At 57.4% G+C, this 18,708-nt stretch carries 17 protein-coding genes and 2 tRNA genes; 11 read left to right on the top strand and 8 right to left on the bottom strand.

Annotated elements, in window-relative coordinates; translation table 11 throughout:
• Nucleotides 1-78: 78 nt before the first annotated feature.
• A complete protein-coding gene (locus tag ACR0I0_RS01130; RefSeq protein WP_171206899.1) occupies nucleotides 79-492 on the bottom strand; it encodes a secondary thiamine-phosphate synthase enzyme YjbQ in 414 nt (137 codons plus the stop codon).
• A 21-nt stretch (nucleotides 493-513) separates the two neighbouring features.
• The gene (locus tag ACR0I0_RS01125; RefSeq protein ID WP_480489848.1) at nucleotides 514-918 is read right to left on the bottom strand and encodes a hypothetical protein; all 405 of its coding nucleotides are present in this window, start codon (nucleotides 916-918) and stop codon (nucleotides 514-516) included.
• 458 nt (nucleotides 919-1,376) lie between these two features.
• Between ACR0I0_RS01125 and ACR0I0_RS01120 the strand changes: the two genes are divergently transcribed.
• Complete coding sequence (locus ACR0I0_RS01120; protein ID WP_480489846.1) at nucleotides 1,377-2,417, top strand: helix-turn-helix domain-containing protein; 1,041 nt, start codon at nucleotides 1,377-1,379, stop codon at nucleotides 2,415-2,417.
• Between the two features lie 161 nt (nucleotides 2,418-2,578).
• Here ACR0I0_RS01120 and rpoD read toward each other — a convergent pair whose 3' ends face one another.
• The 4 genes from rpoD to ACR0I0_RS01100 form a co-directional block, all read right to left on the bottom strand.
• Nucleotides 2,579-4,567, bottom strand: coding sequence for an RNA polymerase sigma factor RpoD (gene rpoD, locus ACR0I0_RS01115; protein ID WP_171633431.1), 1,989 nt, complete (start codon nucleotides 4,565-4,567; stop codon nucleotides 2,579-2,581).
• A gap of 113 nt (nucleotides 4,568-4,680) precedes the next feature.
• Complete coding sequence (gene dnaG / locus ACR0I0_RS01110; protein WP_171723527.1) at nucleotides 4,681-6,627, bottom strand: DNA primase; 1,947 nt, start codon at nucleotides 6,625-6,627, stop codon at nucleotides 4,681-4,683.
• A gap of 80 nt (nucleotides 6,628-6,707) precedes the next feature.
• A complete protein-coding gene (locus ACR0I0_RS01105) occupies nucleotides 6,708-7,004 on the bottom strand; it encodes a hypothetical protein (RefSeq protein WP_152457544.1) in 297 nt (98 codons plus the stop codon).
• 119 nt (nucleotides 7,005-7,123) lie between these two features.
• Nucleotides 7,124-8,554: a Glu/Leu/Phe/Val family dehydrogenase gene (locus ACR0I0_RS01100; RefSeq protein WP_480489844.1), complete on the bottom strand. Its 1,431-nt coding sequence runs from the start codon at nucleotides 8,552-8,554 to the stop codon at nucleotides 7,124-7,126.
• A 335-nt stretch (nucleotides 8,555-8,889) separates the two neighbouring features.
• Between ACR0I0_RS01100 and ACR0I0_RS01095 the strand changes: the two genes are divergently transcribed.
• The 3 genes from ACR0I0_RS01095 to ACR0I0_RS01085 are packed head-to-tail and all read left to right on the top strand — an operon-like array spanning nucleotide 8,890 to nucleotide 11,655.
• Nucleotides 8,890-10,527, top strand: a complete 1,638-nt coding sequence (locus ACR0I0_RS01095; RefSeq protein ID WP_480489842.1) for a Tad domain-containing protein — start codon at nucleotides 8,890-8,892, stop codon at nucleotides 10,525-10,527.
• The gene (locus ACR0I0_RS01090) at nucleotides 10,524-11,054 is read left to right on the top strand and encodes a TadE/TadG family type IV pilus assembly protein (RefSeq protein WP_171723530.1); all 531 of its coding nucleotides are present in this window, start codon (nucleotides 10,524-10,526) and stop codon (nucleotides 11,052-11,054) included. The genes ACR0I0_RS01095 and ACR0I0_RS01090 overlap by 4 nt, the downstream gene beginning before the upstream one ends.
• 4 nt (nucleotides 11,055-11,058) lie before the next feature.
• The gene (locus ACR0I0_RS01085; RefSeq protein WP_171633443.1) at nucleotides 11,059-11,655 is read left to right on the top strand and encodes a TadE/TadG family type IV pilus assembly protein; all 597 of its coding nucleotides are present in this window, start codon (nucleotides 11,059-11,061) and stop codon (nucleotides 11,653-11,655) included.
• On the opposite strand, the gene ACR0I0_RS01080 is transcribed toward ACR0I0_RS01085, so the two are convergent.
• Nucleotides 11,617-12,096 carry a hypothetical protein gene (locus ACR0I0_RS01080; protein WP_171723532.1) on the bottom strand — a complete coding sequence of 160 codons (480 nt, stop codon included), beginning with the start codon at nucleotides 12,094-12,096 and terminating at the stop codon, nucleotides 11,617-11,619. The two genes, ACR0I0_RS01085 and ACR0I0_RS01080, sit on opposite strands and share 39 nt — an antisense overlap.
• 157 nt (nucleotides 12,097-12,253) lie before the next feature.
• Between ACR0I0_RS01080 and ACR0I0_RS01075 the strand changes: the two genes are divergently transcribed.
• Nucleotides 12,254-13,165 carry a pirin family protein gene (locus ACR0I0_RS01075; RefSeq protein ID WP_480489841.1) on the top strand — a complete coding sequence of 304 codons (912 nt, stop codon included), beginning with the start codon at nucleotides 12,254-12,256 and terminating at the stop codon, nucleotides 13,163-13,165.
• Between the two features lie 21 nt (nucleotides 13,166-13,186).
• On the opposite strand, the gene ACR0I0_RS01070 is transcribed toward ACR0I0_RS01075, so the two are convergent.
• Nucleotides 13,187-13,774 (bottom strand): TetR/AcrR family transcriptional regulator, encoded by a 588-nt coding sequence (locus ACR0I0_RS01070; protein ID WP_480489839.1) that lies wholly within the window; start codon nucleotides 13,772-13,774, stop codon nucleotides 13,187-13,189.
• Between the two features lie 102 nt (nucleotides 13,775-13,876).
• Between ACR0I0_RS01070 and ACR0I0_RS01065 the strand changes: the two genes are divergently transcribed.
• The 6 genes from ACR0I0_RS01065 to ACR0I0_RS01040 all read left to right on the top strand — a co-directional run bounded on the left by ACR0I0_RS01065 (nucleotide 13,877) and on the right by ACR0I0_RS01040 (nucleotide 18,700).
• Nucleotides 13,877-14,125, top strand: a complete 249-nt coding sequence (locus ACR0I0_RS01065) for a hypothetical protein (RefSeq protein ID WP_171170524.1) — start codon at nucleotides 13,877-13,879, stop codon at nucleotides 14,123-14,125.
• A gap of 127 nt (nucleotides 14,126-14,252) precedes the next feature.
• Nucleotides 14,253-15,539 (top strand): homoserine dehydrogenase, encoded by a 1,287-nt coding sequence (locus ACR0I0_RS01060; protein ID WP_171633452.1) that lies wholly within the window; start codon nucleotides 14,253-14,255, stop codon nucleotides 15,537-15,539.
• 69 nt (nucleotides 15,540-15,608) lie between these two features.
• Entirely contained in the window at nucleotides 15,609-16,592 is a 984-nt protein-coding gene (glpX, locus tag ACR0I0_RS01055; RefSeq protein WP_171633455.1) for a class II fructose-bisphosphatase, read from the top strand.
• 93 nt (nucleotides 16,593-16,685) lie between these two features.
• On the top strand, nucleotides 16,686-18,428 hold the full coding sequence (gene recJ / locus ACR0I0_RS01050) for a single-stranded-DNA-specific exonuclease RecJ (protein WP_480489836.1): 1,743 nt from the start codon (nucleotides 16,686-16,688) through the stop codon (nucleotides 18,426-18,428).
• A gap of 98 nt (nucleotides 18,429-18,526) precedes the next feature.
• A tRNA-Glu gene (locus tag ACR0I0_RS01045) sits at nucleotides 18,527-18,601 on the top strand.
• Nucleotides 18,602-18,625: 24 nt separating this feature from the next.
• Nucleotides 18,626-18,700 (top strand) — tRNA-Glu (locus tag ACR0I0_RS01040).
• The last annotated feature ends 8 nt before the right edge of the window (nucleotides 18,701-18,708 follow it).

Raw genomic sequence — 18,708 nt, 5'->3', positions numbered from 1 at the left:
CTGCGGCTTACTTATCCACAACTATAGGGCAGCCGCTAGGGTTTGGGTAGTCGGAAATTCAAACCGCTAAATAGTGGGTCAGGCCAGATACGCCGCAACCTTCCTTTGATGCGGCGCAGTGCGGTGTTCAAACAGGTAAATCCCTTGCCATGTTCCCAGAACGGGTCGTCCCTGCGACACCGGGATCGTCAACGAAACCGGCAAGAGCGCGGCCTTGATATGCGCAGGCATATCGTCCGGGCCTTCGTAGGTGTGCCGCAGATACGACATGGCGGGGTTGTCTGACGGTGGAACCAGCCGTTCGAAGAACGCCTGAAGATCTGTTTGAACTTCGGGGTCCGCGTTTTCCTGGATCAGCAATGAGCAGGAAGTGTGGCGAACGAACAGGGTCAAGACCCCATCTTTCGCCACCCGTTCAAGCCATTGCAGAACGTCGGACGTGAATTCGTAAAGCCCCGGTCCATGGGTGTGCAAAACGAACTCGGTCTGCATCGTGACTATCCTGCGGGTTGGTCAGTCGTTGAAGAACGGTCGATAATTACACCGTGCATTCGCACCTTGTACAGATTCACTGTTGCCAGGCTGAAACCCGAACGAGACAAAGCTGCTTGGTTGTGCATCGACCGTTTGAGGCGGCTTGATGGAAAACTGAACCGCTGTTCTGCGACCGGTTGTGACACTGGGCCCGTATCCTCGCAACACGTAAACCCGGTCCGTCCAGCCCGACCCCAAGGTTCGACGTGCATAATCCGCGGCGGCGCACCAATAGCCTTCGGCGCGCATGTCGCCGCGGGGGATGACCTCAAAATCAGTGGCGTTTATGGGTTCCGTTCGAAACCCGTTCCGCGCAGCGTCTGCTGTCAATGGAACACTGAAGGCCAAGGCTGCCAACGCGGCGAAAGTGTATGACTGTTTCATGGTAATTTCTTCCCTGATTGCTTGTTCCAAATTGTGACCTCTGAATAGGTTAGTCGAACTTCACTGCGCGCACAGGGTGCCTCACGATCAATTCAGCCCGCCTGGTACATAGCGTGATCCGGCGTGAGCCAGCCTTGACAGCGGATCAGCAGGCCCAAGCCCGGCGTCGCAGAACAACGCGTCACTTGCAGAAAAAGAGCGTGCCGGGGAGCCCTGAGCAGAGATTGGTGATTTCTCCGAGGCTCTGACCTCATCCCCATGAAGGTCCCGACCCGGCAACAAAGCTGATTTGGACAGCCGCGCGCTACACTTCATGCGCGTTCCGGTCAAAACCTTTCGAGAACTTGCCAACAAGTAGTACTCAAGTGCAAAATCCTTTCTGCCAAAAGCCAAAGTCAACAAAGGGATTTCCCTGATAAACTGTTAATGTATTTGAGAACGTAAGGTGTTGTACCACGATGGATGTAGATATCGACCGACTACATTTTTTGATCCAGGCGCTGGATCGCCACGCCGGCAACAGCGAAGTATCCCAGCGGGTATTGCAACAGACCGGGCTGTGTCAGCAGGATATCGCGCCCCCTGCCGCAGTCTACAGCGCACATAAAGAGGCCCTGTTCATCCGGCACGCCTGTGACGCCGTTGGTGACATCACATTTGCGGCGCGCACTGGGCTCGAGGTCACGTCGGCCTCGACCGTAACAGGGTATATCAGTAAATACTCACGCGATTTGAGGCAGGTGATGGAAAACCTGTCCCGTTTTCATGGCATCATCGATCCGGCCATCGGGCTCAGCTTTCGTGTTGCTGGCAACTTCGCGGCCCTTGAGGCCGATTGGAAAGACGCCAGCTTTGCCCGCTATCATCGGCGCACGGAATTCCTGTTGTTCGCTGCGCTGGCCAGGATGAGAAACCTCACGCAGGTGAAGTTGCACCCGATCGAGATGCGCTTTCAGCACAAAGTTGGAAGCCACGCCAAAACCTACAAAAAGCTGGCAGGCTGCCCGGTGGTTTTCAACGCTGAAAAGATCGAGATCATTCTGCCGCTATCTGCGCTGGAATTGAAAGTGCCGACCTATGATCCAAAGCTGCGTGAGCATTTGCTGGAATACGGTGAACGTCTGCTGGCCGAAAAACCACCCCCCAAGCACAAGACCCGCGCCCGTGTCGAAGGCCTGATCACCCGATCCTTGCCCGGCGCAATCCTGCAAGCCGAAGATGCGGCGGCTGATCTGGGGATGAGCCTCAGAACCTTCAGTCGACGCCTCAAGGATGAAGGCACAAGCTATCGCGATATTGTGGACGATCTAAGATGTGATCTGGCCCAGACTTTCATCACAAATGGCATGACTCTGTCTGAAATCTCATACGCGCTGGGGTATGCCGATCAGGCTGCTTTTTCGACCGCCTTCAAACGGTGGACAGGTCAGCCGCCCAGCGCCTTCAAGACCCGAGTGGAACATCCCATTCGGACAGCTGGCCGGGGGTCATCAGCCTGAAAAACCTCGCCCCGGCCTGTCCCATGAGTGGACAAGACCGATATAGAAAGGCACACCGCCACGGCCTTGTGCTATCGCGCCAACGTGATGCGAGAACCAGCCAATGTGAACAAAAAAAGGCGCCTCTGACGGGGCGCCTTTGTTCTGATAGATCTTTGTTCTTATTGATCCAGGAAAGACCGGAGTTTTCGTGAACGGCTGGGATGCTTCAGCTTCCGCAGCGCCTTGGCCTCGATCTGACGAATCCGTTCGCGGGTCACGCTGAACTGTTGGCCGACTTCTTCCAAAGTATGGTCGGTGTTCATACCGATGCCAAAACGCATCCGCAGAACCCGTTCTTCGCGCGGGGTGAGCGAGGCCAGAACCCTTGTGGTGGTTTCCTTGAGGTTTTCCTGAATGGCGCTGTCCAGGGGCAGCACGGCATTCTTGTCCTCGATGAAATCGCCCAGTTGGCTGTCTTCCTCGTCGCCGATGGGTGTTTCCAGAGAAATCGGCTCTTTGGCGATCTTCATCACCTTGCGCACCTTCTCGAGCGGCATCTGCAGCTTTTCGGCCAGTTCTTCCGGCGTCGGCTCACGGCCGATTTCATGCAGCATCTGACGGCCCGTGCGCACCAGCTTGTTGATCGTTTCGATCATGTGAACCGGAATACGGATCGTGCGGGCCTGATCCGCGATCGAGCGGGTGATCGCCTGGCGGATCCACCAGGTCGCATAGGTCGAGAACTTATAGCCACGACGGTATTCGAACTTGTCCACCGCCTTCATCAGGCCGATGTTGCCTTCCTGAATAAGATCAAGGAATTGCAGGCCACGGTTGGTGTACTTTTTGGCGATCGAGATCACCAGGCGCAGGTTGGCTTCGACCATTTCCTTCTTGGCCTGCCGCGCCTCTTTCTCGCCCTTCTGAACCTGCTGCACAATACGGCGGAATTCCGAGATATCCAGACCGACATATTGGCCGACCTGAGCCATGTCGTTGCGCAGCTCTTCGACCTTCGCGGTCGAGCGTTCGATGAACATCTGCCATCCCCGGCCCGGCTTTTCGGCCATCTCGGCCAGCCAGTTCGGATCCAGTTCACGGCCCCGATACGCTTCGATGAACTCACGGCGGTTGATGCGTGCCTGATCGGCCAGCTTGACCATCGCGCTGTCCAGAGACATGACGCGGCGGTTGATGCCATAAAGCTGGTCGATCAGCGCCTCGATCCGGTTGTTGTGCAGGTGAAGGCCATTCACCAGTTCGACGATCTCAGCCCGCAGTTTCTGATAGGTTTCTTCATCCTTTTCACTGAACGTACCGTCTTCGTTCAGCGTGGCCGAAATCCGGCTGTCCTGCATTTCAGACAGCATCGAGAAGTCGGTCGAGATACGCTCCAACGTGGTCAAGACCTGATCCTTCAGCGCCGCTTCCATCGCGGCCAGCGACATGTTGGCCTGATCGTCGTCATCGTCATCGTCATCGTTGTTCAGCGGGTTGCCATCCGCATCCAGCTCGGGGCCGGTATCCTTGGCTGGCTTGTTCGCCTGCACGGCCGAGGTATCGACGACCGGCTCTTCAACGTCACCGTCTTCGTCCAACTGGTTTCCGAACGTGGTTTCCAGATCAATGACGTCCCGCAAAAGAATGTCTTCGGACAACAATTCGTCATGCCAGATTGTGATCGCCTGAAAGGTCAGCGGGCTTTCACACAGGCCCGCAATCATCGTATTGCGACCGGCTTCGATCCGCTTGGCGATTGCGATCTCACCCTCGCGGCTCAGCAGTTCGACCGACCCCATCTCACGCAGATACATGCGCACAGGGTCGTCGGTGCGATCCAGCTTTTCTGTACCGGAACCGGCCAGTGCAACCTCACGGTTGCTTTCCGCGGCAACCAGTTCGGTCGAGCCTTTGTTCTCTTCTTCTTCGGCCTCTTCATCTTCGATGATGTTGATGCCCATCTCGGACAGCATCGACATTACGTCTTCGATCTGTTCAGAACTGACCTGATCAGGCGGCAAGACCTGATTGAGCTGGTCGTAGGTAATGTAACCTTTCTCGCGAGCCTCGGCGATCATCTTCTTGACGTTCGCTTGGCTCATGTCCAGCGAGATTTCCTGTTCCTGCTCGTCGGATTTGCGGTCTTCGTTCGTATCCTTGGCGGCCATTCAATGCTCCTGCAGGGATGGGTGATTCGTCTCAGCCGAATCATTAGCGCGTATAAGTGATTCGGCCACCCGTTTACCCGTTTTTCTTTTCCAGTGCCTTACGAAAACACCACTTATCGGCGTTTCCGCTCGAATTTGATGCCAGACATGATCGCCGCAAACGCGTCTTTCTCGTCACGATTGATTCGCGCCCCATTGTCAGCAATGTCGAAAACGGCCCTATCCTCGTTCTGGCTTCGACTCGTGCGGTTGCGCTCTTCGGCGGCTTGCGCCAGCCGGTAAGTCAGCGCCTCATCGGGCAGATCAGACAACTCTTCAGCCGCTTCGGCAATCTCGGCATCCAACCCCCGGAGCGCTTTGATCTTTGCGAGTTCCTCGGCCAGTGTCATCTCGGCCTTTTCAACGTCGCCTGGCTTGGACACACAGGGGATGACTGCCACATGGCGAAGGGTCAGCAGGTTTTCAAGGGCGTCAGGCCCCATTGATGCGATAATGTGGTCTTTCAGGTTGTCCGGGTCATCAATTGCGTGACGCAGGACAGCATCGCGCAATGCCGCATAGTCAGGATTGTGACATTCCATTTCTTCCAACTGTTGCTCAAATTGGACAACAACCTTGGGATTCAGAATTGAGATCGCCAGAATAGCGGCTTCGCGCAGCTGGATATCCGCGTTTTCCGATGAGGCCAGAAACGAACTGCGCGCGCCCGGCGTCGCGGTCTGCTGCGGCTGCCATTTTCCCCGCGGTTGCCACGGACGGTTTTGAGGTTGTCGTCGCGGGCGGAACAGTTGCCAGCGCAGGTCTTTGATTTCCTGACCGTAATGCAAGCGGATCGAGGGATCTTGGATCAGCTTGATCTTGTCCCGCAGTGCCTTGTCCAGTGCTGCCTTGCGTTCCGGGCTGTCGAATACCTTTCCTTCGGTTTCGCGCTGCCACAACAGTTTGACCATCGGTATGGCCCCTTCCAGAACGGCCTGAACGGCGCCCGGGCCTTCTGTGCGCAACAGATCGTCCGGGTCCTTGCCTTCGGGCATCAAGGCAAAACGCAAGGATTTTCCGGCCTCCAGCAGCGGCAGTGCCAGATCAACCGCCCGCATGGCCGCCCGCAGACCCGCGGCATCCCCGTCTAGTGCAATGATCGGTTCATCCGCGATCCGCCAGAGCAGGTGCAACTGATGTTCAGTAATGGCCGTTCCCAAAGGTGCAACCGACGCGCTAAACCCCGCCTCGGCCAGCGCGATCACGTCCATATACCCTTCGGCCACAATCAGCGGCTGCCCTTTGCCCGCCGCCTGCCGCGCCGGACCTTGATTGTAAAGGCTGCGCCCCTTGTCGAACAACTCGGTCTCGGGCGAGTTCAGGTATTTCGCGTTGTCATTCGGATCCATCGCGCGGCCACCGAATGCAATGCAGCGCCCACGCGGATCCCGGATCGGGAACAATATCCGGTTGCGGAAGGTGTCATAGGGTTTTTTGCCTTTGTTTGAAGGCTTGGCCAGCCCGGCGCCAAGGATCAGTTCCTCTGGGATGCTCTTGCCGCGCAGGTGATCCCAAAGCGCCTGCCAACTGTCCGGCGCAAACCCGATCTCCCACCGATCCAGCGCGCTTTGATCCAAACCCCGGCGCGACAGGTAATCCCGTGCCTCTGCCCCCGCCGCTGTTTTCAGCTGCAAGCGGAAAAACTGCACCGCCTGTTCCATCACATCGGCAAGCTGACTGCGGCGATCCTGCTTTTCCTGTGCTTTCGGATCCCGCGCAGGCATCGGCATGCCAGCCTCTCGGGCGAGGATTTCAACCGCTTCGATGAACGAAACATTTTCCGTTTCTTTCACAAAGCTGATCGCGTCGCCCTTGGCGTGACAGCCGAAGCAGTAATAAAACCCCTTCTGATCATCGACATGGAATGAGGCCGTCTTTTCGTGATGAAACGGGCAAGGCGCCCACATGTCACCTTTGCCTTGATTGGATTTGCGCTGATCCCACATCACCTTGCGCCCGACGACCTGAGACAGGCTCAGGCGGGTGCGCAGTTCATCCAGAAATCCGGGGGGCAGTGACATATGTCAAACCTGACAGAAACAGGAACGCGCGCCAAGGGGATGGCGCGCGTTTGTCCACAGGGAAATGTCCGGGCTGTGGATTATTGCTGCAAACACAACTCAAGCCAAGCAGCGCCCAGATCCTTTTTGCGCACATCGCGCATCTTTTGTTCATAGACCCACGGCGTGATCAACGGAATCGCGGCATTGTAGTTCTCGGGCCATGTCGGGCCACTATCCGCCACGGCTTGCGCCACATCGCGTTCTTTCACGCGGTCCAGCCGCGCCTTTTGGATCGCGGCCACCACATCCGCCTGATATTTGCAGCTTTGTTCCTTAGTTTCCTGAGCGGCCAAAGGGGTGGCCAGTAGAGCCGCGACAATGGCTATACGCAACATGGAGGTCTCCGGGATTCGTTTCTCTGAGTGTCTACTATCCGTCAAACTAACGGGCCGCCATCGACATTCAAGCCGCAGCGCGAACCGGCGGGGCGAAATGATCACCCCGCCCGCCTGATTTACAGCCCCTTGGCGCGATAGCTTTTGGCCACGCGGTCGATCGCCACGATATAGGCCGCAGTACGCAGGTCTTCGACATCGTCGCGGCTGTGCCACACTTCACGCATGGACTGGTAGGCGATCCGCATCGTGTCATCGAGGCCCGAGCGCACCAGTTCAAGCTCATCGGCACCCTTGAGGTATTTTGCTTTAAAGTCCGGAGACATCGACCACGCGTCACCCAGATACCTGTCCAGCCGCTCCAGTTCGCTGACGATCAGTTCATGTCGCGCCTCTTCCTGGCGGCGCTGCATCCGGCCGAAACGAATGTGGCTTAGATTCTTGACCCATTCAAAATAAGACACCGTCACACCACCCGCGTTGGCATACATATCCGGGATGATAACGGTGCCTTTCTTGCGAAGAATCTCATCCGCGCCAGCGGTGACCGGGCCATTCGCTGCCTCGATGATCAAAGGTGCCTTGATCCGCTCGGCGTTGGAAAGGTTGATGACACCCTCAAGGGCAGCCGGGATCAGAATGTCGCACTCAGCCTCCAGAACGCTTGCACCTTCCGCTGAATGAGTCGCGTCCGGATATTCCTTGACGCCGCCATGCTTGACGATCCACTGGCGGACGGCTTCGACGTCGATACCATCCGGGTTATAGAGCGCTCCGTCCCATTCAATGATACCTACAACGCGTGAACCGTCTTCCTCGCTCAGAAACTTCGCGGCGTGATACCCCACGTTGCCGAGCCCCTGCACCACAACACGCTTGCCGTCCAGCTTGCCCAACAGGCCGGCCGTCTTGACGTCTTCGGGGTGACGGAAAAATTCACGCAGAGCGTATTGAATGCCGCGTCCGGTCGCTTCGACCCGCCCGGCGATGCCACCTGCGTTCAATGGCTTGCCGGTCACACAGGCCCGTGCATTGATGTCGGTGGTGTTCATCCGCGCGTATTGGTCCGCCATCCAGGCCATCTCGCGTTCGCCCGTTCCCATGTCGGGCGCCGGAACGTTCTGCGACGGGTTGATCAGATCCCGCTTGGCAAGTTCATAGGCAAAGCGGCGCGTGATCTGTTCCAGTTCGTGTTCTTCGTATTTCCGCGGATCAATGCAAAGACCGCCTTTTGATCCGCCAAAAGGCGTTTCGACAAGAGCACATTTGTACGTCATCAACGCAGCCAGCGCTTCGACCTCATCCTGATTCACCGCAGTGGCATAGCGAATGCCGCCTTTGACCGGCTCCATATGTTCGGAATGGACAGACCTGTACCCGGTGAAGGTGTGGATCTCACCGCGCAGACGCACACCGAACCGAACTGTGTAGGTCGCGTTGCAAACCCGGATTTTCTGCTCCAGCCCCGGCGGCAGTTCCATCAGGGCGGCCGCCCTGTTGAACATCAGGTCAACACTCTGGCGAAAGCTTGGTTCTTGGATGCCGGTCATAAAATCCTCCGTACCGCTGGATGACGAAACGTCATGACGTTTTGTCGCACCACTCAAGTCTGGCTGCAATCAAACAATGCACTTTTTTTCATCACCTACCTAACACAGACTTGAGTTTCTGATGGTGAGTCGCCCAATCCGGTCAATCGCTTAACGGATTGTTTTCATTTCATCGACAGACCATGGGAAAACGTGAAAATTATACCCCCTGAGCGCCCAAAAAGGCCAAAACCAAGCCTTTTTCGCCCAATTCACGCCACGTTTGAAAATTAACTTTGTCCCAAATCTCTTTTTCTTTGACGCACGAATTCGACGTGTGAAGCGGAGTAACCAGAATGCTGAATTCCTTGCTTTGTAACGACGGCTCGAAACCGAAGCGCAACACGTTCAAATTAGAGCAGTTCGCTCGCAACGAAGATGGCGCCTTCACTATTTTCGTATTGTTTATGGTGGTCCTGATGCTGGCGATTACCGGCATGGCCATGGATGTCATGAAATATGAACGCGACCGTGCCAGCCTGCAATCCACACTGGATCGCGCTGTGCTTGCCGCCGCGGACCTCGACCAGGACCTTCCCGCCAAGGCGGTCGTCGATTCTTACATGGACAAGGCCGGGTTGGGCAATTTGAACGCCATTACGACGGTTGTTGAAGGTTTCGGCTCCAAAAAAGTAAGTGCTACAGCCGAAGCCGTTGTTCCAACCCGCTATCTGAGGTTCGGCAAAGTCACCGAACTGGGTCTCGTTGCGACCAGTGCAGCTGAAGAATCCATTGGCGCCGTTGAAATCTCATTGATTCTCGACATCTCCGGCTCAATGTCGCGCTCGTCTGCCACACCATCGAAGACAAAAATCGCAGTTTTGAGAGAAGCTGCGTCAGAATTTGTCAGGCTCATGCTGGACAAACCGAACGAAACGCAGATTTCAATCTCGATTGTTCCTTACGCAACGCAGGTCAACGCAGGAGCATCGATTCTGGACAAGTTCACGAATGTCACCCAAGAACACAGCTATTCGCACTGCGTAAACTTCATTCCAGAACAGTACAGCGATTCTGATCTGGAACGGGATGACACCCTCGAACGCACCGCGCACTTCGATCCTTTCACCTATTCTGAAGGGACTATCGACCTGCCCGTTTGTCCGGTCCGCGCAGGAAGTGCAATCACCCCTGTCACCGACAATATGAACAAACTGCTTGCCCAGATTGCGTCCCTCACCCCCGGTGGGAACACATCGATCGACATCGGGATGAAGTGGGGTACTGCCCTGCTGGACCCGAGCATGCGCGGAATTGTTCGCGACCTGTCGCTGGAACAGGATCCGTCCCATGCAGGTACAACAATTGTGCCATCAAAATTCTCGGTCCGTCCCTCGGACTATGGCACCGACGTTCTGAAGATCGCCATTGTTATGACCGATGGTCAGAACACCGATCAATACATGCTTAACCCATCGCTGCGCGAAGGTATGTCAGACGTCTGGTACAACCCGGAAGCTGATGAATACACCGTGTACCATTCTCAGGGTCGTCCGAATTTTTTCTGGCCTCAGCAAGATGTTTGGGCGGATCATCCCTACGGAAACCCGGAACCTGAGACGCAGCTGAACGAAGAACCTGGAACAGCCGTTAGGTTGTCATATCCTGAACTGTTTAACCGAGTATCTTTGGCATGGAACGCACGGTACAACTATTACTGGCAGTCCAGCGGTTGGGCGGAATGGTATTCAAAGGCCTACGCGAAAGTTGAAACGTCGGCCAAGAACCAGCGCACCAAGCATATTTGTGATGCGGCCAAAGACCAGGGTATCATTGTTTACGGCATCGCTTTCGAAGCGCCCAGAAGCGGGTACAGGACCCTCAAAGACTGTGCCAGCTCTGACAGCCACATCTATGACGTAAGTGGCCTGAACCTTGAGAAAGCCTTTGAATCCATCGCATCGTCGATCCGCAAACTGAGGCTAACCCAATGATCAGCGGAAAGCTGTCGCAACTCCGCCTGTTTCGGCAATCCGAGGCAGGGAATGCGACAATCGAGTTCATCATGCTCGTACCCTTCTTCCTGGCGCTTCTCGTGGCAGGAGCCGAACTGTCCATCATCACAATGCGGCATGCTGCTTTGGAGCGTGGGGTGGACCTGATCGTAAGGGATATTCGGCTGGGTACGGGTACGGACTGGAATCACGACGTGATCAGGGATCGGATTTGCGAAGTGTCCGGAATCAAGGATTGTACAGGGAATTTGCGACTACAAATGGTCAAGCAGGACGCGTTCGCTGGTATCGTGCTTTCAGACAGCATCCCCTGCACGGACAGTTCCGAAGATCCCAAGCCGGTTTTGGATTTCAAAAGCGGCCAATCCAATGAGTTGATGATCCTGCGAGCCTGCCTGCGTATAGATCCGGTTCTTGAGACCTCAGCCATTGCCAAGCTTGTCCCGGACGCTACCGGCCACTATGCGGTGACCGCAACAACGGCATTCGTACAGGAGCCAGAGTAAGATCATGTCTGTACTCCAATATCTGAAAAATCGCGTCAAAGTCTTCAAGAAAGACGAAAGCGGCATACTTACCGTTGAAGCCCTCATGATTTTTCCATTGATGTTATGGACGATCACGTTCACGTTCACTGCATTCGAGGGGTTTCGTCAAAGCGCCTCCAATCTGAAGGCAGCTTATACGATCAGCGATCTGATTTCGCGTGAAACGCGGGCCGTGACCGATGTGTATATCGACTCGCTGCACGATTTGGCAGGCAAGATGGTCAACAACCGGTCAGATGTGAAGATGCGTATTTCTCTGATTATTTACGATGAGGACGATGATCGCCACTACGTTCGCTGGTCGACCGTACGCGGCTTTGATCAGGAATGGGATGACAACAGGATCGATGAAATCGAAGACCGCCTGCCGCCAATGCCCAATCAGGACACCGTTATTCTGGTTGAAACGTCCAATGAATACATCCCCACATTCAGACCGGGCTGGGATTTTGCGACAGGTATCACCTTTGAGAACTTCATCTTTACCCGTCCCCGCTTTACAAACGAAGTTGCTTGTAACTTAACTCAGACCCCGTTCGTCTGCACAAATAGCGGATAGAATTTCGGACATGAACTTGGCCTCGGCGGCAGATGTCATGCCGCCCACGCCAACCCGGCGACCGATCCGCCACCACAAGCCGGGGGCCCATTGGTTCGTATCTTTGAGCTTGGTGCGAACCAGAAAACCGTTTGACGGCTTGAACGCAAACACACCGCGATCCACCGATTCAATATCAGCCACCTTTGCGATCAATCGGCCTGACCCGGTACGCAATTCCGACTGTGTCAGTTCAATATGGTCCTGGGTCGCGTGCCATACACGATAGGCCAGCCAAAGCGACGCGCCCCCTACAGCAAAAAGAAATACTTGCCACGCCGGTTCGGGCGGCGATGCCAAAGCGACGTATGTGACCAGCATCCCAACCGTCGACAGCATCCCTACTCCGATCCACCGTCTGGGGGATGATGCCTGAATCGTTGCCAGCACTTCGTCCTGCATGGATGTCTCCTGTCCGTTCCGCTTCGACTTAGCGATTTTCCGGGGGAAACAACAGGGCTTTGGTTGCGCAGCAAATTTGCACAGCTCCGGTTAATTGACGCTGATTGACCGCATTCACGCAGGGGTTACATGCTGATCAAACGAACCGGAGGCGAATATGTCCCTTAGACCCACACTTGAAACACGCAGGGCCACCCCGACGATGGAAGGGGCTGGCGTGAAACTTCACCGCGCATTCGGGTTTCAGGACCCGTCCGAACTTGATCCATTCCTGCTGTTCGACGATTTCAGGAACGAACGCCCGCAGGACTATCAGGCCGGTTTTCCCTGGCATCCGCATCGCGGAATCGAGACGATTACCTATGTTCTGGCCGGATCGGTCGAGCACTCGGATTCGCTGGGCAACACCGGCACTTTGGGCGCGGGCGACGTGCAGTGGATGACGGCGGGGTCCGGAATCCTGCATCAGGAAATGCCGCAGGGAAACACCTCGGGGCAGATGCACGGGTTTCAGCTTTGGGGCAACCTGCCTTCGGATCAGAAGATGACTGCCCCGCGCTATCAGGATGTTCAAAGCAAGGATATCCCCGAAGTCACTGATGACGACGGCACCACCGTTCGGGTGATTGTCGGAAAGTTCTGGGGCAAAACCGGCCCCGTGGACGGCATCGCGGCAGATCCACAATATCTGGACATCTCGGTTCCCGCGGGTGTGAAGAAGACCTTCCGCATCGACACTTACCGCCGAGCCTTTGCCTATGTCTTTCAAGGTCAGGCAGCCTTTGCAGATGCGTCACGCCCGTCCGGTGTGCTGTTGGAAAAAGAGGTCGCCGGGCAAGAGGTGAATATCCGGGATATGTCGGGCGACCGCACGCTTGTCCGTTTCGGGACGGGGGACGAAATCACCGTTCAGGCTGGCCCCGAAGGCGTGCGGTTTCTGTTGATCTCGGGGGCTCCGATCAATGAGCCCGTCGCATGGCACGGGCCTATTGTGATGAACACGCGGGCCGAACTGGAACAAGCCTTTCGGGAGTTGCGTAACGGGACCTTCATTCGCCCTGCGCACTGACACAGTGACGGTCTGGCCCTGTCAGGCCGTCACCGCCTTATGCACCATGTTCCAATAAATCTGTTCGACCTCGTCCAGTGACAGTCGCCCTCCGGACCTGTACCAGGTCATCACACCGTTCAACATGGCAATCACCGCCAGCGTGGCGATCTTGGTGTCCGGTATCGCAAACTGACCAGCCTTCTGGCCAGAGTGAAGGATGTCTTCCAACGCGTTTTCATACTGACGCCGAAGATCTTCGATTTCGGCGAAGTTCCCGGGTGAGAGGTTGCGCAGTTCCATATAGGCGATGAACACCTCGTCCGGGCGTTGCAGGTGGAAACGTATGTGAAAACCGACAAATCGGCGCAACGCTTGCTGGCAGTCATCGCAGCGCTCCAGCGCTTTGAGCGCCGAAAGCAGATCCTGCATATGCTCTCGCATCAACCGATACAGCAAACTCTGCTTGTCCGGCGTGTAATTGTATAGCGCCCCCGCCTGAACGCCGACCTCTTTCGCGATCTGCCGCATCGAAACCGCCGCATAACCGTGGCGGGCAAACAGGTTCAGGGCCGCCTTTCGAATGCGCGGGCCTGTGATATCAGAGTGGGAGCCTTGAGTACGTGCCATCCGCCCACAGTATCTGAACAAATGTTCATATAGAACCCCGCTTGATCGGCGCCGGCAAAAGGTGCATCACGAAAGGACGAACGAAACCGAAAAGCGTGCCACATGAAACTGCTGCCTGTTCTGCCTATTATTCTTGTGTTTGCCGGGTGTTCAGACTTTCCCGAACTTGAAGGCAGTGAACCGGCCTCGGTCAAATCGGCCCCCTACCCGCGTCTTATTCCGGTGCAGGAAACGTTGGGGCCTTCGATTGATCCCGTCAGCCAGGCCGCAGAGGTGGAAGAAGACCTGACGCAGCGCAGCGAGGCGCTGGCGAAAAAGGCTCAGGCGTTGCAAAACGCGCAAACCAACTAAAGCGTGACATTTGACCTCGACAATCCCCCGGTGACGGATTGCACCCTTGGCCTGAACCCGATAAGGCAGCGCTGATCGGGCAGGCGTCCGAATTCAGACAAGTTTCGAGCGGAAAGGAACCCACGACATGACACAGGCACTGCGGCTGGGAATTGCGGGCTTGGGAACTGTCGGCGTGGGTGTCGTCAAAATTGTTCGCCGCCATGCAGATTTGCTGAAGGCGCGCACGGGCCGGTCGATTGAAATCGTGGCCGTATCGGCGCGGGATCCGAACAAGGACCGCGGTGTGAACCTGTCGGATTATGCCTGGGAAACCGACCCGGTTGCGCTGGCGAAACGTGACGATATCGATGTCTATGTCGAACTGATGGGCGGTGAAAACGGTCCGGCCAAGGCCTCGGTCGAAGCCGCGCTGGCCAGCGGCAAAGACGTCGTGACCGCCAACAAGGCATTGCTGGCCATTCACGGGCAGGAACTGGCCGAACAGGCCGAAGCTGCTGGCCGCGTCATCCGGTTTGAGGCCGCAGTCGCGGGCGGTATCCCCGTCATCAAATCCCTGACCGAGGGGCTGGCCGGAAACGAGATCACACGCGTGATGGGCGTGATGAACGGTACCTGCAACTACATTCTGACCCGGATGCAATCGCAGCGTCAGGGCTATAACGCCCTTTTCGATGAATGTGCAGAACTTGGGTATCTTGAGGCCGACCCCAATCTGGATGTCGGTGGCATCGACGCCGCGCACAAACTGGCTTTGCTGGCCTCGATCGCTTTTGGCACCAAGCCGAATTTTGACGGGATTGAGATCGAAGGCATTCAGCAAATCAGCCTCGACGATATCGACCAGGCCGAGGATATGGGCTTTCGCATCAAACTGCTGGGCGTGGCACAGCGCACCGCGCGCGGGCTGGAACAACGCATGCAGCCTTGCCTTGTGCCCAGCGACTCGCCCTTGGGGCAATTGGAAGGCGGCACCAACATGGTGGTGATCGAAGGCGACGCGGTTGAACAGGTTGTTCTGCGCGGCCCCGGTGCGGGTGAAGGCCCGACGGCCAGCGCCGTGATGGGCGACGTGTGCGATCTGGCACGCGGGCTGCAAATCCCGACCTTTGGCCGACCGGCCAAATCGCTTGAGGCTGCGGCCCCCGCCGTCACGGGCCTGCCAGCGCCTTATTATCTGCGGCTGGGTCTGCTGGATAAACCGGGCGCACTGGCCAAGGTTGCAGCCATTCTGGGCGATGCCGGTGTTTCCATAGACAGGATGCGCCAGTACGCCCATGCCGAAAGCACGGCGCCTGTGCTGATCGTCACCCACAAGACCACCCGCGCCGCGCTGGACGTTGCGCTGGACGGGTTCCTGGAAACGGATGTGGTTGCCGGTGCCCCCGTCGCGTTGCGGATTGAAGAGGTTTGAACTTGCGACCTGTATGAAACGCAAGCTATGCCGATAGAAACGGCTTAAATGACCAGAGGATACATGACAATGAGTGCTGCCAAAACCGATTTCAACGACCGCCTGCTGTCTCTGGGGCTGGCAAGGGTGGCGGAACAGGCTGCGCTGGCCTCGGCTTCGCTGGTGGGGCGTGGTGACGAGAAAGCCGCCGATCAGGCCGCCGTAAATGCGATGCGCGAACAGCTGAACCTGCTGGACATAGCTGGCGTCGTGGTGATCGGCGAAGGCGAACGCGACGAAGCTCCGATGCTTTATATCGGCGAAGAAGTCGGCACCGGAAACGGCCCCGGCGTGGACATCGCGCTGGACCCGCTGGAAGGTACAACGCTGACCGCAAAGGATATGCCCAACGCGCTGACCGTGATTGCCATGGGCCCGCGCGGCTCGATGCTGCATGCGCCCGACGTCTACATGGACAAGCTTGCCGTTGGCCCGGGCCTGCCCGAGGGCGTCGTCAATCTGGACATGTCTCCTCGTGAACGGGTGGAAGCCTTGGCAAAGGCCAAGAACTGCAAGCCTGCGGACATCACCGTCTGCATTCTTGAACGCCCGCGTCACGAGGCGATGATCGCCGAAGTGCGCGAAACCGGAGCATCGATCCGCCTGATCACCGATGGTGACGTGGCGGGCGTCATGCATTGCGCAGAAAGCGAAGTGACCGGCATCGACATGTATATGGGCCAGGGTGGCGCCCCCGAAGGCGTGCTTGCCGCTGCCGCGCTGAAATGCATGGGCGGTCAGATCTTTGGTCGCCTGTTGTTCCGCAACGATGACGAGCGGGGCCGTGCTGCCAAGGCGGGCATCACCGATCTGGACCGGGTCTATTCGCGCGATGAAATGGTGACCGCGGATGTGATCTTTGCCGCAACGGGTGTAACCGGCGGCTCTCTGTTGCCGCGCATCAAGCGCGAGCCGGGTTGGGTGGAAACCACGACGTTGCTGATGCGTTCAAAGACCGGGTCCGTACGCCGCATGTCGTATCGCACCCCCACGTGGCCGCACGATAACGCCTAACGGCTTGCGCCGTTGCCTCCGGCGGGAGTATTTGGGAAAAGATGAAAAGGCCGGGTCCGAAAGGATCCGGCCTTGGTTCACAAGGGGCAGGCAATGGGTTTTCTTGGCGTAGAACAATCACTGACCGGGCGGCGCTGGGTTGGCCCGGAAGCCGAGCTGGAACGGGCTGCCGAGATGATGACACAACAGACCGACCTGCCGCGCGCGGTATGTCAGGTTCTGGCCCGTCGTGGCGTGCCGGTCATGGAGGCGCGCGGCTTTCTGGACCCCAAGCTCAAAGAGCTGCTGCCAGATCCCCGCGATATGAAGGACATGGAAACGGCGGCGGCGCGTTTTCTGGACGCCGTACGCCATTGCCAGAAAATCGCGGTGTTCGCGGATTACGATGTTGACGGCGGCTGTTCTGCCGCGCTGTTGCTGGTTTGGCTTCGGCAGATGGGGTTGCAGGCGACGCTTTATGTGCCGGATCGGATTGATGAGGGATATGGTCCGAATGTTCCGGCAATGCGGGAACTGGCAACCAGCCACGACCTGATCATTTGCGTCGATTGCGGCACGCTCAGCCATGAACCGATTGCCGCAGCCATGGGGGCGGACGTGATTGTTCTGGATCACCACCTCGGCGGCGAAACCCTGCCGGATTGCGTTGCAGTCGTGAATCCCAACCGGCAGGATGAAGGCGGTGAACTGGGCTATTTCTGCGCGGCGGGTGTCGTGTTTCTGATGCTGGTCGAAGCAGGCCGCCAGCTGCGCGCGGCAGGCGCAAAGGGGCCTGACCTGATATCGATGCTGGATCTGGTGGCCCTGGCAACCGTAGCTGACGTGGCGCCTTTGATCGGTGCCAATCGCGCCCTGGTTCGACAAGGCCTGAAAGTGATGGCGCAAAGGCAACGCCCCGGACTTGTCGCGTTGTCCGATGTCTCGCGCATGGACACGGCGCCCAACAGCTATCACCTGGGTTTTCTGCTTGGCCCCCGCGTGAACGCAGGTGGTCGCATCGGGCAGGCCGATCTGGGCGCCCGCCTGCTGAGCACGGATTCCCTGCACGAGGCACAGGCCCTGTCCGAACGTCTGGACGCGCTGAACACGGAACGCCGGGATATTGAAAACGCCGTGCGCGCCGCCGCGATGGAGCAGGCCGAGGGTCGCGGGCTCGACGCGCCCCTGGTCTGGGCCGCCGGTGAAGGCTGGCATCCGGGTGTGGTGGGCATCGTGGCGTCTCGTTTGAAGGAAACCGCCAACCGTCCGGCCATCGTGATCGGCTTTGACGGTGATGAGGGTAAAGGCTCGGGGCGTTCGGTCTCGGGCGTGGATCTGGGGGCGTCGATCCAGCGGCTCGCGGCCGAAGGGTTGCTGGTCAAGGGTGGCGGTCACAAGATGGCCGCTGGGCTAACCGTCATGCGCGACAAACTGGAACCCGCCATGGAACGCCTCAGCGAGCTGCTGGCAAAACAAGGCGCAGGTCAGGGCGGCCCTGCCGATATGAAGCTGGAAGGCGCCCTCATGCCGGGTGCCGCGACAGTGGACCTTGTCCAACAGATCGAACAGGCCGGACCGTTTGGCGCCGGAGCCCCTGCCCCGCGATACGCACTTCCGGATCTTCAGGTGCGTTTTGCCAAACGTGTCGGGGAAACGCACCTGAAGTTGTCATTATCCGATGGCATGGGTGGTGGGATGGATGCGATTGCCTTTGGTGCCTTTGACGGTCCGATGGGCGAGAGACTGTCAAATCATGGTGGCGCACGCTTTCATTTTGCAGGCCGGCTTGAGGTGAACACCTGGGGCGGGCGGCAATCCGTGCAGCTCAGGCTCGAGGACGCGGCAGAGGCAAATTGACGTCTCGCTCGGACGGCATAAAAAACTTTCTCATCCCTGCGTTTTTCGGCTTGCGGGGGTCACGGTGAAACCGTAAAAGGCCCTCCACAAGCCAGCGTGGCCCGTTCGTCTATCGGTTAGGACGCCAGGTTTTCAACCTGGAAAGAGGGGTTCGATTCCCCTACGGGCTACCACTTGTGCTTGCGTCACTACCATGTGGCCCGTTCGTCTATCGGTTAGGACGCCAGGTTTTCAACCTGGAAAGAGGGGTTCGATTCCCCTACGGGCTACCATTTCTCCT

The sequence above is a fragment of the Ruegeria sp. AG6 genome (assembly GCF_056541565.1).
Note: the sequence above shows the minus strand (reverse complement) of the source record. Positions and strands in the feature narration are given on the sequence as shown.

What these genes read in the sequence shown, in the direction of transcription:
- ACR0I0_RS01120 (WP_480489846.1), top strand. Translation starts at nt 1,377, where the DNA reads ATGGATGTAGATATCGACCGACTACATTTTTTGATCCAGGCGCTGGAT.
- recJ (WP_480489836.1), top strand. Translation starts at nt 16,686, where the DNA reads ATGGGTTTTCTTGGCGTAGAACAATCACTGACCGGGCGGCGCTGGGTT.
- dnaG (WP_171723527.1), bottom strand. Translation starts at nt 6,627, where the DNA reads ATGTCACTGCCCCCCGGATTTCTGGATGAACTGCGCACCCGCCTGAGC.
- ACR0I0_RS01080 (WP_171723532.1), bottom strand. Translation starts at nt 12,096, where the DNA reads ATGCAGGACGAAGTGCTGGCAACGATTCAGGCATCATCCCCCAGACGG.
- ACR0I0_RS01070 (WP_480489839.1), bottom strand. Translation starts at nt 13,774, where the DNA reads ATGGCACGTACTCAAGGCTCCCACTCTGATATCACAGGCCCGCGCATT.
- ACR0I0_RS01085 (WP_171633443.1), top strand. Translation starts at nt 11,059, where the DNA reads ATGTCTGTACTCCAATATCTGAAAAATCGCGTCAAAGTCTTCAAGAAA.
- ACR0I0_RS01090 (WP_171723530.1), top strand. Translation starts at nt 10,524, where the DNA reads ATGATCAGCGGAAAGCTGTCGCAACTCCGCCTGTTTCGGCAATCCGAG.
- ACR0I0_RS01095 (WP_480489842.1), top strand. Translation starts at nt 8,890, where the DNA reads ATGCTGAATTCCTTGCTTTGTAACGACGGCTCGAAACCGAAGCGCAAC.
- ACR0I0_RS01065 (WP_171170524.1), top strand. Translation starts at nt 13,877, where the DNA reads ATGAAACTGCTGCCTGTTCTGCCTATTATTCTTGTGTTTGCCGGGTGT.
- ACR0I0_RS01105 (WP_152457544.1), bottom strand. Translation starts at nt 7,004, where the DNA reads ATGTTGCGTATAGCCATTGTCGCGGCTCTACTGGCCACCCCTTTGGCC.
- ACR0I0_RS01100 (WP_480489844.1), bottom strand. Translation starts at nt 8,554, where the DNA reads ATGACCGGCATCCAAGAACCAAGCTTTCGCCAGAGTGTTGACCTGATG.
- ACR0I0_RS01125 (WP_480489848.1), bottom strand. Translation starts at nt 918, where the DNA reads ATGAAACAGTCATACACTTTCGCCGCGTTGGCAGCCTTGGCCTTCAGT.
- ACR0I0_RS01060 (WP_171633452.1), top strand. Translation starts at nt 14,253, where the DNA reads ATGACACAGGCACTGCGGCTGGGAATTGCGGGCTTGGGAACTGTCGGC.
- ACR0I0_RS01075 (WP_480489841.1), top strand. Translation starts at nt 12,254, where the DNA reads ATGTCCCTTAGACCCACACTTGAAACACGCAGGGCCACCCCGACGATG.
- rpoD (WP_171633431.1), bottom strand. Translation starts at nt 4,567, where the DNA reads ATGGCCGCCAAGGATACGAACGAAGACCGCAAATCCGACGAGCAGGAA.
- ACR0I0_RS01130 (WP_171206899.1), bottom strand. Translation starts at nt 492, where the DNA reads ATGCAGACCGAGTTCGTTTTGCACACCCATGGACCGGGGCTTTACGAA.
- glpX (WP_171633455.1), top strand. Translation starts at nt 15,609, where the DNA reads ATGAGTGCTGCCAAAACCGATTTCAACGACCGCCTGCTGTCTCTGGGG.